The following is a 16,656-nucleotide window of genomic DNA, read 5'->3' as shown; positions in this document are numbered from 1 at the left end:
CTCTTTGGTGTAGATCGCACGCCCCATGGGTCTTTCCATCGGCATCGTCGGTCTGCCCAACGTGGGCAAGAGCACGCTGTTCAACGCGCTCTCGGGCGCTTCCGTGCTCGCCGCGAACTATCCGTTCGCGACCAAGGACCCGAACGTCGGAGTGGTCCCGGTTCCCGACGATCGCGTCGACCGGCTCGCCACCCTGTACAAACCGAAGAAGACCACCCACGCCGCCCTCGAGTTCCTGGACATCGCCGGGCTGGTGCGCGGCGCCTCGAAAGGCGAGGGGCTCGGCAACCAGTTCCTCGCCAACATCCGCGAGGTGGACGCGGTCGCGCACGTGCTGCGCTGCTTCGAGGATCCGGACGTGGTGCACGTCGACGGGACGGTGGACCCGCTGCGCGACAAGGAAGTGGTCGACACCGAGCTGCAGCTCAAGGATCTCGAGTCGCTGGAGAAGAAGCGCGAGCGCCGGCTCAAGGACGCGAAGGCGCCGGGCAAGCCTGGCGAGGAAGCGAAGGCGGATCTCGCCGTCTACGAGAAGCTGAAAACAGCGCTGGAGGCGGGCCGGCCGGCCCGCAGCGTCGCGCTCGGCGACGACGAGAAGCCGCGGGCGCGCGAGCTGTTCCTGCTCACCTCGAAGCCGGTGCTCCATGTGGCCAACGTGGACGAGTCACAGCTCGCCCGGCTCGATTCGGACCCGCTGGTCGCCAGAGTCCGCAAGCTCGCCGAAGCGGAGGGAGCGCGGACAGTGGCCATCTGCAGCAAGGTGGAGGCCGAGATCCAACAACTTCCCCCGGCCGAGCGGGCCGAGTATCTGGCTCACATCGGCCTTACGGAGCCGGGCCTGAACCGGCTGCTGCGCGAAGGGTTCGTGCTGCTCGGGCTCCAGAGCTTCTTCACCGTGGGCGAGGACGAGTGCCGCGCCTGGGTGATCCGCAAGGGGATCCGTGCGCCGCAAGCAGCAGGCGTGATCCATACCGATTTCGAGCGCGGCTTCATCAAGGCGGAGGTGATCCGCTGGGACGAGCTGCTGCGCTACGGCTCGGAGGCTGCGGCGAAGAGCCGGGGCGCGATGCGCGTCGAAGGGAAGGACTACGTCGTCCAGGACGGCGACGTCATCCACTTCCTCTTCAACGTCTGAGGCGCGCGGCCTTCAGGAGTCCGGGGGCCGCTCGGCCTCGATCACCCGCGCGCGCGTCTTCACCACCGTGAAGGCGACACGGCGGTTTGCCGCCCGACCTTCCGCAGTGGCATTGCTGCCCACGGGACGCGTCGGACCGAACCCACGCGCGACGAGCCGCTCGCGGTCGACACCCCTGGAGACGAGGTAGTCGGCGACCGCCGTGGCTCGCGCGTGCGAGAGCAGGATGTTGAACGAGGAAGCTCCGCGGTCGTCGGTGTGCCCCTCGACCTGGACCAGGAGCAGGTCCGGGTGCGTCCTGAGGACGGCGGCCACCTGGTCGAGCAGCCAGTACGACTGCTTCTGGATGCGCGCCTCGCCGGTTGCGAAGTGCACCTGATCGAGGATCTCGAGGGTGGTGGCCGAGACGACCACGCGCTGGGGGATGCCCTGGGGACAGCCGTGGTTCTCGACGGTACCCGGCTGATCCGGACAGTTGTCTTCGGCGTCGGGAATCCCGTCGCCGTCGCTGTCGACGACCGCGGGCTTCGGAGGCAGCGGCAGAGCTTCCGCGACGGTGCGCGGACGCGGCGCGGGAGCGGGCGCCGGCGCGGCGGCCATCAAAGGCTGCGCGGTCGGATAGGTCCGCGCGCACGCCGTGGGAGAGAATCCGAATCCGAGGAGGAACCGCGCGCGCGGCGCTCCGACGCCGTCGGTCAACGCGCCGCCGCCCGCGACGTCGACGGCGAGGTGTCCGACGGGACAGAGGGTGCCGCCGACGCGCCACTCGGCAGGCGCGGAGCCCGGCGCGAATCCCGCACGGAGGAAGGACCGCCCCTCCAGCTCGACATAGAGACGTCGAGGGATCCACGCGCGTGCCGCGGCGATCCCGTACCCGACGCCTGCCCGCAGACCCGCCTCGCTGCCGGACTTCACATCGAGGAACTCCCGCGCCGGCCGCACGCGCACGTATGCGTTGGCGAGCAGATCGAGATCGCCGGCCGGCACCGCGGCGAGCCTTCGCCCTGCGGCGACCAGGCCTTCCACCCGGACCCGGCCGTCACCGGAGTAGCTCTGCGCGTGCGCCGTGGGCAGCTCGAACGACATCTGCGCGGCGAGATCGATCCCCGCCCACTCCTGTCGCAGCAGGCCAAGCCGCGGAGTCAAGCGCAAGTCGGCGAAGCCGGACGACAGCTGGGACGAACCGCCCGACGAGGACGAGAGCTGCGAGAGGCTGCCGGTGCTCGAGACCGTGACTGGAACCTGGGCGGAGAGCGAGAGGGACCCGACGAGATGGACCTGCGCGCCGAGCCACTCCATGGCCCGCCCCCGGACCAGCGGCTGCTCCGCGCCCGACGAGGTGACGTACGTCAACGGATGCACGGCGTAGTCCGTCCAGGTCCGCAGCTCGAGGCGCGGCTCGCCCGCCAACGGCGGCCGCGCACCCTCCACGGCCGCGAAGCCATCGCCGCCGGAAGCGGGCCTGAAGAGGGAGACGTCGATCTCCTGCGCCCGCGCCAGCAGGGGCGTGGCCGTAATCGCGAGAGCGCAGGCGAGAGACACGCGACGGCGCCTGCGCATCCAGGCGAGCAACATCGCGACCGCGAGCACGGGCGTGGGCATGCCGCCGCTGCTGCACCCTCCACGGGCAAAACCCGTCTCTGCGATCGAGAACCGGCTCGTCGCAGTGTCGCTTACGTTCTGTTCGGGGTCCGTCGCGGAGGCGAGGAGCTCGTGATTCCCCACCGCCAGGTCCGCGGCCGGCAGCAGCGTCCAGAGGCCGCCCGGCGTGACCTGGGCCACGTAGCTCTGGCCGTCGACCGAGATCTCCACCAGCGTTCCCGGCGCGGTGCGTCCCGAGATCACGGGCCGTCGCTCGTCGAGCACGGTGCCGTTCGCGGGCGATTCGATGGTCGGCGCAGGCGGCATCGTGTCGGACACTGTGAAGTCGACTTCCTCTGCCGCCAGCGAGAGGTTGCCCGCCGCGTCGGCCGCCTTTGCCGTCACGTGGTGGTCGCCGAGCGCCAGGGTGGCCGAGGGCGCGCAGCGGAAGGTTCCGGCGGCAGTCGCGTTCGCCGAGCACACCTCGCCGCCGCTCGTCACATCCGTCACCGTCACCGCGGAGCCGGCTTCCGCAGTGCCGCTGAGCACGGGCTCGCGCTTGCGAGTGGGCGAAGCGGGCTGATCGAGGACCGGCGCGGCCGGCGCGGTCGTGTCGACCACCAGCGCGCGAGCGGCGCTCGGTCCGGAGGCATGGCTCTGGGCGTCGGTGACGCGCGCCTGCAGCAAGTATGGGCCGTCGGCGAGGGCCGCAGGCCTGCAGCTCCAGGATCCCGACGCGTCGGCGCTGCTGTCACAGACCGCTGTCTCGCCGAGGTACACGGAGACGAGAGATCCCGACTGGGCATGGCCGGTGAGGAGCGGCGAGGCATCGCGCGTCGGCGACGACGGAGCGTCGAACACCGGCGTCTTCAGCGTGCGCACGCTGAGGGGCACCGCCGCGGAGGGACCGCTGCGGTTTTCCACCTGGGTCACCTGGAACGCGGTCAACAGATAATCGCCGTCGGCGACGGCGGACGCCGGTGCGCAGCTCCAGGCTCCCGCTCCGCTCACGGCCCCCGAGCAAAGCAGCCGCGAATAGCTGTCGATGACGGACACCCGCGCGCCCGCCTCGCCCGAGCCTGCGAAGGTGATCCGGGGGTTGTCCGTGGGCGTCGCAGGCGCTTGCAGCGTGGGCGCCGCCGGCACGTGCGTGTCGATGACGAACGAAGCGGTGGCGGCGGCGCTGACGTTCCCCGCAGCGTCCTGCTGCGTGGCGGAGACGGTGTGCGCACCATCGCCGAGCGGCGAGGGCGGCATGCACGACCACGCACCTCCGGCGGAAACGGTGCTCTGGCAGAGCACCGCGCTGCCCTGCGACGCCGCGACACCCGCGCCAGTGCTCTGGGCGAGCGTCACCACCGCGGCAGGTTCGCCGGTGCCGGAGAAGAGGATGCTGGTCCTGCTGGTCGGGGTGGGCACCGGAGCCAGCGTCGGTTTCGAAATCGACGTCTTCACCACGAACGCGTTCGCATTTCCCGAAGGAGTGGCTTCGTCGCCGTTGGAGAAGTCGACGTCCACGCTCAGCACGTGCGGCCCATCGCCCAGCTTGTCCGCGAGCGCGCAGGCCCAGTTCGTCGATTTGATCGGCGAGACGATGCAGATCGCTTTCCCGTTCTCGGTGACCTCCAGATGGAAGCTCTTGTTGGTGAGCGACGCGCTGACGGTGCCGGTGAGGATAGGCTTCGCATCGCTGTTCGGCGACGGCGTGTGATCGATCGTCGGCGCGGGGTAGCCGCGCGTGTTGACGACGAAGTCGACCTGCTGCGAGGCCGGACCGCTCGCGGCCACCTGCGCGGTCCAGGTGTAGCCCCCATCCCCAAGCGTCTGCGCGCAGGACCAGGTCTGATCCTTCGCCACCGTGGCCGTGCACGTGCGTCGTACCATCCCGGAATCGAACGTAGCGGCGGTGATGACGCTGCCCGACGGAGCGCCGCTGCGGCCGAAGAAGACCACCTTGTTGTTGCAGACGATCTCTCCCTGCCCTGGAGAATCGGCGGTCGCGGCCGTGAGCGCGCGATCGCGCTCCACGAGCGAGGAATCGAGAGCGCCGCCGCATGCGGCAGCGAGGCACACGAAGAGGTAGGAATGATCCCGGATGATGGTCATGTCGAACTCCGCTCCCCCCGGCGCAGCCCCTGATGCGGGGATGGCCGTCCCTGGAAGTGGCGGGAGTGTACGCCGCGTACCCCGGGCTCCTACAAGCGAGCACATTCACGCACTGTGCGATCGCGTGACGCCGGTAACGGCGCCGCGCCAGCACAGCGGAATTTCGCTCACGATTCCGCGGTGATGCGCTTCGTACAGCGTTGCCCGTCAGAACGAGGTGGGGACATTCACTTTCTGGATGACGGTGCCGGACTTGTCGATGACCTGCACCTCGATGCTGCGGCGGCCGCGAGGGCCGGAGACGCGGCCCGTGGCAGTGAGTTGGGGATCGGGGGCGATCTGGAACTGCGGGAACGAGTCCAGGGCGGCGCGGAGCTCGGTCGCCACGAGCGATGCAAGCTCCGGTGGCGTTCCGGGACCGGGCTGCAGCGCTTCGACGCCGATCTTGACGGGCAAGGAAGTGAGGGTATCGCCGTCCTCGATGATCCCGCCCGGTTCGCGCTTGACGCGGCCGCTGCAGCCGTTCCGTGACCAGCTGCCGAGAAGGAAGTATCCCTTGCGCGAGTCCTGCTCGGTCACGTCGTCGCGGCCGGACACCTCGAAGAATTCGCCCTTGAACGGCTCGCCGGATTCGAAGGAGCAGGAGGCGGTTCCGTTCGGCAGCGCGTTCACGATCCTTCCCGTCAGCTTGGGAAACCGCAACGCCAGCGAGCGCGCCACCGCCTGCGCTCCGTCCTTCACCTGGGCGGCGTCGAAATCGCCGAGCACCTCGGCCGAGGCCGCCGACTGCGCCGAACCGCCCGCGGACGGCCCCACCAGCTTGTCCGCGAGCTTGCGCGCCAGCTGCTTCGAGCCAGCCTCGATCTGTTCTTCCGTGCCCACCTTCAGCGTCTCCGAGAACGCCACCTGCGCGCTGGTGGAGTCGAGTGCCCGCAGCGACAGCGCGTAGCTGCGCCCCTTGGTCCCCACGCTCCCGAGCACGATGAACCGCGCGCCGACGAGCTGGGCGACCTTGATCTGCACCTCGTCGCTCATGACGCCGGATTGCGCCAGCATCTGCTCCTTCATCACCTTCGCGATCTGCTGCCGCTCGACCACCCGGAACCGGCCGTCCGAGACGAGCTGGTCGGTGAGCGCGTCGTTCACCTCCGACGCCATGTCGGCGTCCGCGTTGCCGCGCGCGGTCACCTCGGCGATGGCGACCGTCGGCGCGCCTTGCGCTTGCGCGAAGGCAACAGCAGGCACTGCGAAGAGCGCGAAGGTAAGGAAATTGCGCATGACCCGTCCCGCGGAAGGCTGGTTTTTCGGTTCCGGGGACACGCTAATCGCCGCGGATGGCCACCGTCCAGAATTGCGACCGGGAATTTGACCCTACCGGGAAGCGAGTGCTACGCCATCGGATCGCGCAACTGGCTCTAGTACCTCGGGGAAACCGACGATGAAGAACCTCGTTCTCGGCCTGCTCAGTGCAGGGCTTCTTTGCGCCTGTGGAAGCGTCGCGGTCCGCGTTCCGGTGATGAGGCCGGCGGAGATCAACATGGCTCCGTACCAGAACGTCGCGGTCGGGGACATGACGGGCGTGGGCAACCGGCCGATGACGGATTCGCTCGAGGAGGCGCTGGTCAACACGAACCGCTTCACCGTGGTCGACCGGCAGCACATCGCGCAACTGATGCGCGAGCTGCAGCTCTCCTCCACCGATCTGGCCGATCCGAGGGCGGCCGCGAAGCTCGGCAAGGTGGTGACGGCCGGGGCGCTGATCTTCGGAGACGTGCAGAACAGCTACCGGGAGCAGCCCAACGAGACGCGCTACCAGGACGACAAGAAGGTCTGGCACGTCTGGTACTCGCTCAAGGGCGAGTCATACGTCCGCGCCACGTTCAAGATCGTCGACGTGGCCACGGGTCGCCTGATCGTCGCCAAGACCTACGAGGAGCGGCGCGACGACACCAACCGCGCACTCGATCGCCGGCCCGAGCCCATCGACCGCATGCCGCTCGAGAACGCGGCGCGGCGCGCCGTGGTGGAGCGGTTCATGAAGGCCATCGTTCCGCACCAGGAATTCATGTACGCCAACTTCCAGAAGGACTCCGACATCCCTCAGCTGGAGGGAGGCATCGGCTGGGCGGAGCGCGGCGACTGGAAGAAGGCGCAGAGCACGTTCAACGACGCGGCGCAGATTGCGGAGAAGAACGTCAAGCTGAAGGCGGGACAGGTCGCGAAGTGCTATTGGAACCTGGGCCTCGCCTATGAGTACGCCGGCGAATACGACAAGGCCGAGGCGATGGTGAACAAGGCTTACTCGCTCTCCAACGAGAAGGACATGCTCGGCGAGATCGACAACATCCACCGGCTCCAGGCCGACGCGAAGAAGCTCGCCGAGCAGACCGCGGCGCCGGAGGCCACCGGTGCGCAGTAGGGTCCTTGCGCTCGCCGTCCTCGCCGCCGCGTGCGGAGGCGAGAAACCGGCGGTGAAGACCAGCTCCTCGCCGAAGCCGCCGGTCTGGCTCGCAAAGGTTCCTGCCTCTGGGGATTCGCTGTACTTCTCGGGAGCGAAGGAGGGCGCGGCCTCGCTCGAAGAGGGCAAGGCGAGCGCGATCGAGTCGGCGCGGAGCCAGGCGGCGCAGTACATCGGCGTGGAGATCAGCGCCGAGCACCACGACGTCATGAGCACCGAGGAGGCGGAAAACAAGGCGAAGGACACGGTGAGGAGCCGCGCCAATGCCATGCTCCGGTCCGCCGAGCTGGCCGACGTCTACTACGAGAGGATCTCGCGCGAGGTGGGTGCGGGGACCGTCGACAGGTACGACGTCTGGGTGCTCCTCAAGCTCCCTCGCGCCGAAGTGGACAAGGAGCGCCAGCGACAGGCGCAGCAGGCCCAGCAAACCGCTGCGGCCGCGGCGGCCCGCTACCGCGAGGGACGCGATCAGGAGAGGCAGGGCGACGTGATCGCCGCGCTCGTCCGCTACCGCGATGCCGTGGCCAAGGCCAGGGAGGTCGCCGGGAATACCCCCACCGGAGATCGCGAGCTCGCCACCGCGGCCGCGCTGCTGCAGAAGGCGCAGGACGCGGCGAACGCGACGCAGAGCAAGGCGCGTAGGGCCATCGTCGTAGCGCCGGATTGGGTAGCCGGAGCGGTGACGCAGGCCCTCTCCAGGCAAGGCTTCACCGCCCAGACGCAGGGCGAGGCCAGCGAAAATACCGCTTTGGCTCAGGCAAAGGCGCAGGGTATGCCGTGGGTGATCGTGGTCCACGCGACTACCACGCCGGGCGGCAGGGTGTTTGCTCAGGTGGCCGCCACCGCCGCTCTGGATGTCCGGGCTTTGGATGCGCGGAGCGGGGCGGTGGTCGCCTCTACGCAGAAGCAGGCCAAAGGGGTGGGCCGGACCCCAGAGGCGGCGCAGCAGGCAGCGGCGAGCGAGGCAGGTCTCGGCGCGGGAAGCGATCTCGCGGCGGCGCTCGTGGCGAAGGAGAACGCGGGACTCTGAACCGGATGCGCGTCGGCAAGGCCGCCGCAAACATGGAGGAACGACAGTGAAGAAGATTCTGGGGTTCGCGATGGTGGCGGCGCTCGCCGCGTGCGGCGGCAGCAAGCCGCCGGAGATGTCGAATCAGGTGCTGCATGCCAACGGCCCGGACTGGGTGAATCGTGGTACGGGCGCGTTCGGCGGTGACAAGGGCAAGGTCTTCTATGGCGTCGGCATCGCCAGTGGAATCCGCAACGCCGCCATGCGCCGCTCGACCTCCGACTCGCGGGGGCGGGCGGAGATCTCGAAGATCCTCGACACCTACGTCTCGGTGCTGAACAAGGACTACATGGCGTCGACCACGGCCGGCGACATGAGCCAGTCGACGGAAGAGCAGCACGTCCAGCAGGCCCTCAAGACCTATTCGCAGATGGAGCTCTCCGGCGTGCAGATCATCGATCACTGGGTGGATACCGACGGCACCGAATACGCTCTCGCTGCGCTGGACATGGACTCCTTCAAGAACAACATGGACAAGATGAAGGAGCTGAATGCCAAGGTGCGCGACACCGTCCGCGCCAATGCCGACAAGGCGTTCGACGAGCTTTCGGCCGAGGAAGCGAAGAGAGTCCGCTAGCCGCTGCCGTCTCTGGGGTGGCTTTGCGGCTATGGCTTGGGGCTGTACTTGCCTGCACCGCCTGCGCGGGTGCGCAGAAGCGCGTCGAGCCGTCTCCGAAGCTGAATCGCTGGGGCAAGCCGTGGAAGGAAGGCGTCGCCGTTCCGCCGTGGGTGGAAAAGGTTCCGGAGAGCGGCAACGGCAAGCTGGTCGCGGTCGGGTACGCGCAGGCGAGCTTCTGGCCACAGGACGCCATCAACGCTGCGGCGGATGACGCGCGGGGCAAGCTCGCTCTTGCCCTCGCCTCGCACGTCGAGGTGTTGGGACTGGACCGGGCCACCGCGAGCGCAAACCAGGGCGCCACCATCAGCAAGGAAGCTGCAGACGTCGTGCTGCAGAATTCTCGCATCGAGGCGACCTGGACCGACGAGAACGGCGAGCGCAGCGAGCCCGGCGGCGTCTGGGCGCTGGCGACCCTGGAGGTCGACTCCGTGCGCGGAAAGAGTGCCGCCGAGGCGCAGGTCGGCGGCTCGACGACGGCAAGGAACGGGCCAGCGTGGCTCGATCGGCTTCCCGTCGCGAAGGCGAAGCTGTACGCGACCGGGTACTCCGGGCCCACGTACCATGCGGATGACGCGAAGAAGTATGCGGGCGAAGACGCGATCGACAATCTCGCTGCCTCGCTGCGCGCGCACGTCCAGGCGTACACGCTCCTGGTGGAGAACGGCTCCGGTCTCACCGTCGATCAATTCGCGCAGACCGTCGACGATCCCGACGCGGCATTTCGCGACCTGGTGCGCAAGAACGCGAAGCTGGAGGCGACCTGGATCGACCGCGACGGATCCCGTCCGGGCGATCCGCCTGGCGCCGTCTGGGCGCTCGCCTCCATCGACGTGCAATCCACGAAGGGGTCGGTCAGACCCGTGGAGAACCAGGACCTCGCGCCCGCCCTCGACAGCAGAGGAAACGCGCCGACGGATCCCGCTCGTTGAACGAACCTGTACAGCCCAAAGCTAGAGCTTCTCGTCGAGCTGCGCCGTCTTTCGAAGCTGCGAGAGATAGTGCTCGCGCTCTTTCATCACCGATTCCGCAGTCAGGCGGTTGCGGATCTCCTCCTGGACTTCCGCGAGCGGGCGCGCCGCGAGCTGCCGGCGGTCCTCGACGGTCACGAGGTGATAGCCCCCGCGCGCTCCGACGACGCGGATCAGCCCAGAGGTCTCCCCCGGCTGCAGTGCGAAAGCGGCCTGCTCCAGCTGCGGGAGCATCTGCCCGCGGCGGAAGTACCCCAGATCGCCGCCCTCGCGCGCGGTGGGACCGTCGGACACGTCGCGAGCGACCTTGGCGAAGCTCTCTCCTTCGCGGATCCGGCGCAGGGCCGCATCGGCCTTGGCCCTCGCTGCGCTCTGCTGCGTCGCGCTCGCCCCGTCCGGCGCGGAGATGAAGATGTCGCGGGCGCGCACTTCGTATTCCGCGTTCCGGTTCATCGTGGCATAGGCCGCCTGCACTTCCTCGTCGCTCACGCGGCGTGGCTTCACCTTGTACTGGAGGAGCCGCACCGTGAGCTGCTGGCGCTTGAGCGACTCGCGCACCGTCTCGAGGCTGAGCCCCTGCTGCGCGAGCGCCTGGCGGAACTGGGACATGTCGAGGCGGTTCTCTTTCGCGAGCTGTTCCACGAGGCGCTGAAGCTCGTCCTCGGTCACGTCGATGCCCAGCGCGCTCGCTTCGCTCGCCACGAGCTGCTCGTCGATCAGCTGCCCCAGGGCATGCTTGAGGATGTCCTTGCGCTGCGCCGCTCCGGCCGGACCGGAAGGGACGCGCGCCAGTTCGGGTGCGACGCGTTCCTCCACTTCGGAAAGCGTGATGGGCAGGCCATTCACCACGGCCGCAATCCGGTCCTTGATCTCGGCAAGCGCCGCAAGCGGCAGGAGGGTCAGCACCAACGAGAAACGCAGCATGGGGCGGACCATAATCGATCCATTCTTCAGATCAAGAAGGGAAGACTTAGCGCACCAGGGCGAGGGCGGATTCGTCGATCTTGACCTGGGCCGCCGAGCGGAGCTGCTGCAGAAGCTGGCGCTCGGCCTGGACGCGCTTCTCCGCCGTGGTGCGCCGCCCGGCTTCCGTCTTCACGTCCTCGAACTTGCGCGTCCGCGGCGCGCGCCGTCCGACCACCTTGAACACGTGGTACCCGTACGGCGAGGCGACCACGCCTGAGAGTTTGTTTGTACCGAGCGAGAAGCAGGTGTCGTCGAAGACCTTCGGCATCGTGCCTTTCGAGAACCAGCCGAGGTCGCCGCCGGTGCGCGCGTCGGGAGAGGTGCCCGCCTGGCGTGCGACCTTGTCGAAGGCGGCTCCTCCGCGGAGCTGATCGAGGACGCTCTTGGCCTCCTCGGGCGTGCGCACCGCGATCTGCAAGCAGTGGACTGCCTCCGGGTCCTCGAACTGCGCGATGTGCGTGTCGTAGTACGCCCGCGTTTCCGCCGGCGAGGCGCGTTCCGCGCGGGTCTGCTCCGCCACGTATTTCTCCGCCAGCAGGCGCTCGCGGGTATCGTCGGAGAGCTGCTCCGGGTTCAGCCCCGCCTTCGCGAGCTGCTCGCCCCAGGCCGCCCCTCCTTGGCGGGTATCGTCCGCGAGCGCGTCGGTGGCGCGCTGGACCTCCGCCTCGGTGACCGCGAACCCCGCTGCCTTCGCCCGCTGGAGGATGATGGTCCGATCGACCAGCGCATCGAGGAGCGCGCGGGCCAGCCGGGGCACGTCCTGCGGCGCGACCTTTGCCTGGCTCTCCTCGGAGCCGCGGCGCATGCGGTCCAGCTCGGCCTGGACGCGGGTCACCGCGATGGGGGCGCCATTCACCACTGCGGCAGCGCGCGGCGGCGGAGGAGCATTTGGTCTCGAGCGCTTGCATCCGGCGACGGAGAGGACGAGCCCGAGCGCGACCAGCGCGAACGGGATCGCCCTCTTCATGCCCCGACTCACGCGGCTACTTCCCGCCGATGTTCGACGTCGCCGTCGAAGGCGACTTCTGCCCCGCTGGCGGCGCAGCCGGCGCGATCGCCTGGGGCACCGGATGGCCGCCGGAGATGCTCGCCGGACCCGCAGGCGGCGGCTGTGCAGCGGCGTCCACCTGGATCTTGTCCAGCTCCTGGTCGTAGATGGCGACCTTGGTGCGCTCGCGCAGGCCCTTCACCCATTCGTCGTAGTCGCGGCTGCGCCGTTCCCGCGCCATCCGCTGCCGGATCGGTTCCTTGCTCTCCTCGAAGGTGCGGTTCACCGCCACCGTCTTCACCTGCAGCTTCACCAGCTCCACGCCGGCGGACGTATCGACGGGTCCGGACTTGTCGCCGGGGTTCTTCAGCTCGAACGCCGCGTGGGCGAGCTCGGAGTTGTAGGCCTTGGCGAGCTCGTCCCGGGAGAGGAAGCGGAGATCTCCGCCCATCGGCGCCGAGAGGGCATCCTTGCTCTCCTTCATCGCGGCGCTCTGGAACGCGTTCACTTCACCCTTCTTCTCGCGGGCGTCGATGTCCTTGAGCAGCGCGGCGCCCTTCTTGCGCGCATCGGCCCGCTCTTTCGCGTCCTTTGCCGGCAGGAGGATGTGGAAGACGCGCGCCCGCTCCGGCTTCACGAAGTCGTCGAGGTGCGCCTCGTAGAATTTCTTCAGCTCCTCATCGCCAATGTCGGTGCCGGAGAGCTTCGCATCGAGCTGGTGCTTGATCAGCTCCTGGATCATCGCCCGCTTCATCTGGTCGCGGACGGCCGGACTCTTGTCGTAGCCTTGCCGGACCGCCTCCTGGGCGAGCAGCTCGTTGCGGACCAGGTTCTCGAGGAACTCCTTCTTCCGCTCGACCGTGCTGTAGCGCGCGCGAAGGAAGGGGCTGGTTTCGTTCAGCCGCTGCCGGACTTCCTCGGCAGTGATCTTTTCGTCTCCGACCTCGGCCACGACAGGTCCGGATTTCTCGCTCTTCTTGCAGGCGACGAGGGCGAGCGTGGCGCAGAGGACGCTGGCAAAGCGGGTGTTCATGCGGCGGATCCTTCGGTCAGGGGGCCAGGAGATACCAGAGCGAACACGCTGGGGGAAGGCTTTACTCCCCGAGGCGCGCGGGCTCGCGCGGCGCTACGGGACAGCCGGCGCAGACCTCGCGCCGGGCTAGTCCGAGACCTGTGCGCAGGCGCGCAGCTCCCGGACGAGCTGCCGAGCGCTCTCCAGTGGCGAAGACACGCCATTGATGGTGGCGACCAGCTCCATCCCGGGTGTGAGGCGATATCGCCCCTTTCCCTTCGCCACGAGCTGAGCCAGGGAGGCGGGATCGAGAGCGGCGTCCGGCCCGAGCTGCACGACCAGACGGTCCGGACCGCTCTTCAGGCCGCGCATCCGCAGCGCGCGCAGCTCGTTCTTGAGCGACATCACCTCGACCAGCGCATCGACTTCCGCCGGGGGGTCGCCGCACTGGTCACGCATCTCTCCCTTGGCGTCGTAGAGCGCCTCCTCGGTGCTGGCGGACGCGAGCCGCTTGTAGAAGAAGAGCCGTTGCTGCACGTCCGGGACGTAGTCCTCGGGGATCAGCGCCGGGATGGGCAGCTCGACGTCCGGCTCGAACTCCTGCCGCACTTCCTCGCCCCTGATCTGCGCTACGGCTTCCTCCATGAGCTGCGTGTACAGATCGAATCCGACCGAGGCGATGTTGCCGCTCTGGTCAGGACCGAGGAGATTGCCGGCGCCGCGGATTTCCAGGTCGTGGGATGCGATCTGGAATCCGGCGCCCAGCTCGGTGAACTGCTGCAGGACCTGGAGGCGTTTCTGCGCTTCGCGGGTGATCTTCCGGCGCGCCGGGATCAACAGATAGGCATAGGCCCGCTCGCGGCTGCGGCCGACGCGGCCGCGGATCTGGTACAGCTGCGAGAGTCCGAAGTGGTCGGCGCGGTCGACGAGGATGGTGTTGGCGGAGGGAATATCGAGGCCGCTCTCGATGATGGCGGTGCAGAGCAGCACGTCGTGCTTCCTGTCGATGAACTCCGTCATCACCCTTTCCAGCTTGCCTTCGGCCATCTGGCCATGCGCCACGGCGATCTTCGCCTGGGGAACGAGCCGGGTCAGGTAGTCCAACACGCCAGAGATGGTCTCGATGCGGTTGTGGACAAAGAAGACCTGGCCGCCGCGGGCCAGCTCGCGCTCGATGGCCTCCTTGATGGTCGCTCCGTCGAATTTGGAGACGAAGGTGCGGATGGCGCGGCGGTCCACGGGTGGGGTCCCGATGATCGAGAGATCCCGCACGCCCATCATCGACATGTGCAGCGTGCGCGGGATCGGAGTGGCGGTGAGGGTGAGCACGTCGACGAGCTTGCGCAGCTTCTTCAGCTGCTCCTTGTGCTTCACGCCGAAGCGCTGCTCCTCGTCCACCACGACCAGCCCGAGGTCCTTGAACGAGACGTCCGCGGAGAGCAGGCGGTGCGTGCCGATCAGCACGTCCACCTTCCCTTCGCGCGCGCGGGCGAGGGCTCCGCGAATCTGCTTCTCGTCGCGCAGACGCGAGATCATCTCCACCATGACCGGATAGTCCGCGAACCTCCTGGAGAAGGTCCGGAAGTGCTGCGCGGCAAGCACCGTGGTCGGAACCAGCACTGCCACCTGCTTCTTGTCCTCGACGGCCTTGAACGCGGCGCGCAACGCCACCTCGGTCTTGCCGTACCCGACATCGCCGCAGACCAGCCGGTCCATCGGCTTCTTCTGCTGCATGTCCGCGAGCACCTCGTAGATGGCGCGCTCCTGGTCGGGAGTCTCCTCGAACTCGAAGTCCGCCTCGAATTGCCGGTACATCGAGTCGGGCGGCGAATAGGCGTAACCCTGGTGCGCAGCCCGGGCCGCGTAGATGTCGAGCAGCTCCGCCGCCATCCGGAGCAGCTCTTCCTTGACCCTCGCCTTTCGTTTCTGGAAGGTCTGGCTCTTGAGCGAGTCGAGCCTGACCTTCTCGGGATCGCCGCCGGCGTACTTCTGGATTTGCCGCAGGCGGCCGACCGGAAGGTACAGCTTGTCCTTGCCTGCGAACTGCAGAAGGATGAAGTCCGCCGCAAACCCGCGCACGTTCAGGCGGGTGAGTCCGTCGTAGCGTGCGATCCCGTGGTCGACGTGCACCACCAGATCGCCTTCCTTGAGGTCGCGGAAGTCCGCACCCTCGGGGCCAAACGTCCGCGGCTTGCGCGGCGCGCGGCGTACCTCGGCGCGGGGACCGAAGATGTCCTCGTCCGAGTAGAGGGCGAACCGTTCGTGGGAATCGACGAAGCCGGCGCTGATCTCGCCGACCACCAGGTGGGCGTGGATGTGCGGCGAGAAGGCCGCCTGTTGCAGCGGCACGATCTGCGCCATGAGATTGCGGTCGAGGAAAAGCCTTCGCGTCCGCTCCGCCTGCGCCGACGAGTGGCAGGCAACGATGGCCGTCGCGCCCCGTTCGCGGAGAGACTCCAGCCTGCGCACCAGCGGCGTCAGCGCCCCGTCCTCGCCATGATGGCTCTGGATCTCGGCGCGCAGCTCGCGGGTGGGCTGCAGCTCGAAGTCGATCTCGGCAGTTCCCACCGCGGCGTCCGCGCCGACGGCGAGGTCCGACAGCTCGAGCAGCGGCGACGCCTCCACGGTCGGGCGCAGATCGCGCTCGTGCACGAAATGCTGGTCCGGGGGCAGCGCGAGCTCGCCTTTCCTGCGGGCTCCGGTGAAGGCGTCCTCCAATGCTCTCCAGAGATCTCCCCACTGGCGCTCGAGCTCCAGCGGATCGTCCAGGATCCAGATCGCGTCTTTGGGCAGGTACTCGGTGAGCGGCGAGAGGCCCCCCGGGTAGAACCCCGGAAGGATCGCCGTCAGACCTGCGGCAAAGAGCTCGTCGTCCTGCGAGAGATTGGAGAGATCGTCGATGAGCTCGCGAAGCTGCCGGGAGGGAGTCTCGACCGCGTCGGCGGCTGCGCGCACAGTGGCGACGGCGGCGCGACGCCCTTCCTCGTCCAGCACGATCTCGCGCGCCGGGCAGAGCGAGATCTCCTTCAGGTCGCCGGAGGTGCGCTGCGTCTGCGGATCGAACGAGCGGATCTTCTCCACCAGGTCGCCGAAGAACTCGAGCCGAGCCGGCTGGGCGTCCAGGGGAGACCAGACGTCGAACACGCCGCCGCGGATGGCGAAGGTGCCGGGATCGTCCACCAGCGGGACGCGGGCGTAGCCGGCCGCGGTGAGCTTGCGGGCCAGCTCGTCGCGGTCGTGCTCCATCTCCAGCGAGATCTGCAGGCTCCGCCGATCCAGGGCGGCGCGGGGAAGCACACGGCGCCCGACGGACTTGATCGAGCAGACCACGATCGGTTGCTCGCCGAGGTGCAAGCGGAAGAGGGCCGCGAGACGTTGCTGCGCGACGAACCGGTCCGGGGTGAGCCCTTCGTAAGGCAGCACTTCGTCGCCCGGGATGCGCACCACGGCGCGGTCGCGGGCGAAGAACCGCAGGTCGCGCTCCAGCGCCTCCGCCGCCTCCTCGTCGGGCTCCACGCAGACGAGCGGCCGCTTCGAGTCCTCCGCCAGCCGGATCAGCGCGTATCCGCGGGCGGCGCCGAAAAGGCCGCGCGCCTGGACCTTGCGCGCGCCTTCGCGGAAGGCAGCGAGGAGCTCGGCGAGCGCAGTCGGGCTCCCTTTGGGGCGCGGGGCGAAGTGCGAGGCTGCGGACGGAGTCGATTCCAAAGCACACGACCGCCTCCGCGCGAAGGCGCGGGACGGAGCGCAAGGTTTA

General features: G+C 68.4%; 11 protein-coding genes. 5 read left to right on the top strand and 6 right to left on the bottom strand.

From position 1 onward, the window contains the following. Positions 1-25: 25 nt before the first annotated feature. The gene (gene ychF / locus E6J58_09850) at positions 26-1,135 is read left to right on the top strand and encodes a redox-regulated ATPase YchF (GenBank protein ID TMB38127.1); all 1,110 of its coding nucleotides are present in this window, start codon (positions 26-28) and stop codon (positions 1,133-1,135) included. A 12-nt stretch (positions 1,136-1,147) separates the two neighbouring features. On the opposite strand, the gene E6J58_09845 is transcribed toward ychF, so the two are convergent. Beyond that, on the bottom strand, positions 1,148-4,927 hold the full coding sequence (locus E6J58_09845; GenBank protein TMB38126.1) for a hypothetical protein: 3,780 nt from the start codon (positions 4,925-4,927) through the stop codon (positions 1,148-1,150). Positions 4,928-5,029: 102 nt separating this feature from the next. Beyond that, positions 5,030-6,100: a hypothetical protein gene (locus E6J58_09840; protein ID TMB38125.1), complete on the bottom strand. Its 1,071-nt coding sequence runs from the start codon at positions 6,098-6,100 to the stop codon at positions 5,030-5,032. A gap of 160 nt (positions 6,101-6,260) precedes the next feature. Between E6J58_09840 and E6J58_09835 the strand changes: the two genes are divergently transcribed. Genes E6J58_09835 through E6J58_09820 form a run of 4 tightly spaced genes read left to right on the top strand, consistent with a single transcriptional unit; the run spans position 6,261 to position 9,897 of the window. Beyond that, positions 6,261-7,241 (top strand): tetratricopeptide repeat protein, encoded by a 981-nt coding sequence (locus tag E6J58_09835; GenBank protein ID TMB38124.1) that lies wholly within the window; start codon positions 6,261-6,263, stop codon positions 7,239-7,241. Further along, on the top strand, positions 7,231-8,310 hold the full coding sequence (locus tag E6J58_09830) for a hypothetical protein (protein ID TMB38123.1): 1,080 nt from the start codon (positions 7,231-7,233) through the stop codon (positions 8,308-8,310). Before E6J58_09835 ends, E6J58_09830 begins: the two co-directional genes overlap by 11 nt. A gap of 46 nt (positions 8,311-8,356) precedes the next feature. After that, positions 8,357-8,926: a hypothetical protein gene (locus E6J58_09825; GenBank protein ID TMB38122.1), complete on the top strand. Its 570-nt coding sequence runs from the start codon at positions 8,357-8,359 to the stop codon at positions 8,924-8,926. Positions 8,927-8,949: 23 nt separating this feature from the next. After that, complete coding sequence (locus E6J58_09820) at positions 8,950-9,897, top strand: hypothetical protein (protein TMB38121.1); 948 nt, start codon at positions 8,950-8,952, stop codon at positions 9,895-9,897. Between the two features lie 21 nt (positions 9,898-9,918). Here E6J58_09820 and E6J58_09815 read toward each other — a convergent pair whose 3' ends face one another. The 4 genes from E6J58_09815 to mfd all read right to left on the bottom strand — a co-directional run bounded on the left by E6J58_09815 (position 9,919) and on the right by mfd (position 16,607). Beyond that, a complete protein-coding gene (locus E6J58_09815) occupies positions 9,919-10,872 on the bottom strand; it encodes a peptidylprolyl isomerase (GenBank protein ID TMB38120.1) in 954 nt (317 codons plus the stop codon). A gap of 34 nt (positions 10,873-10,906) precedes the next feature. Then, positions 10,907-11,869, bottom strand: a complete 963-nt coding sequence (locus E6J58_09810) for a hypothetical protein (GenBank protein ID TMB38119.1) — start codon at positions 11,867-11,869, stop codon at positions 10,907-10,909. A gap of 16 nt (positions 11,870-11,885) precedes the next feature. After that, positions 11,886-12,923, bottom strand: coding sequence for a peptidylprolyl isomerase (locus E6J58_09805; GenBank protein ID TMB38118.1), 1,038 nt, complete (start codon positions 12,921-12,923; stop codon positions 11,886-11,888). Between the two features lie 126 nt (positions 12,924-13,049). Then, positions 13,050-16,607 (bottom strand): transcription-repair coupling factor, encoded by a 3,558-nt coding sequence (mfd, locus tag E6J58_09800; protein TMB38117.1) that lies wholly within the window; start codon positions 16,605-16,607, stop codon positions 13,050-13,052. Positions 16,608-16,656: the final 49 nt, after the last annotated feature.

The sequence above is a fragment of the Deltaproteobacteria bacterium genome, assembly GCA_005879535.1.
Lineage (GTDB): Bacteria > Myxococcota > Myxococcia > Myxococcales > 40CM-4-68-19 > 40CM-4-68-19.
The sequence above is the reverse complement of the archived record's forward strand: the minus strand, read 5'-3'. Positions and strand labels throughout refer to the sequence as shown.

Coding starts and splice junctions, on each gene's coding strand:
- ychF (TMB38127.1), top strand. CDS start 26: ATGGGTCTTTCCATCGGCATCGTCGGTCTGCCCAACGTGGGCAAGAGC.
- E6J58_09845 (TMB38126.1), bottom strand. CDS start 4,927: ATGTGCTCGCTTGTAGGAGCCCGGGGTACGCGGCGTACACTCCCGCCA.
- E6J58_09840 (TMB38125.1), bottom strand. CDS start 6,100: ATGCGCAATTTCCTTACCTTCGCGCTCTTCGCAGTGCCTGCTGTTGCC.
- E6J58_09835 (TMB38124.1), top strand. CDS start 6,261: ATGAAGAACCTCGTTCTCGGCCTGCTCAGTGCAGGGCTTCTTTGCGCC.
- E6J58_09815 (TMB38120.1), bottom strand. CDS start 10,872: ATGGTCCGCCCCATGCTGCGTTTCTCGTTGGTGCTGACCCTCCTGCCG.
- E6J58_09810 (TMB38119.1), bottom strand. CDS start 11,869: ATGAAGAGGGCGATCCCGTTCGCGCTGGTCGCGCTCGGGCTCGTCCTC.
- E6J58_09805 (TMB38118.1), bottom strand. CDS start 12,923: ATGAACACCCGCTTTGCCAGCGTCCTCTGCGCCACGCTCGCCCTCGTC.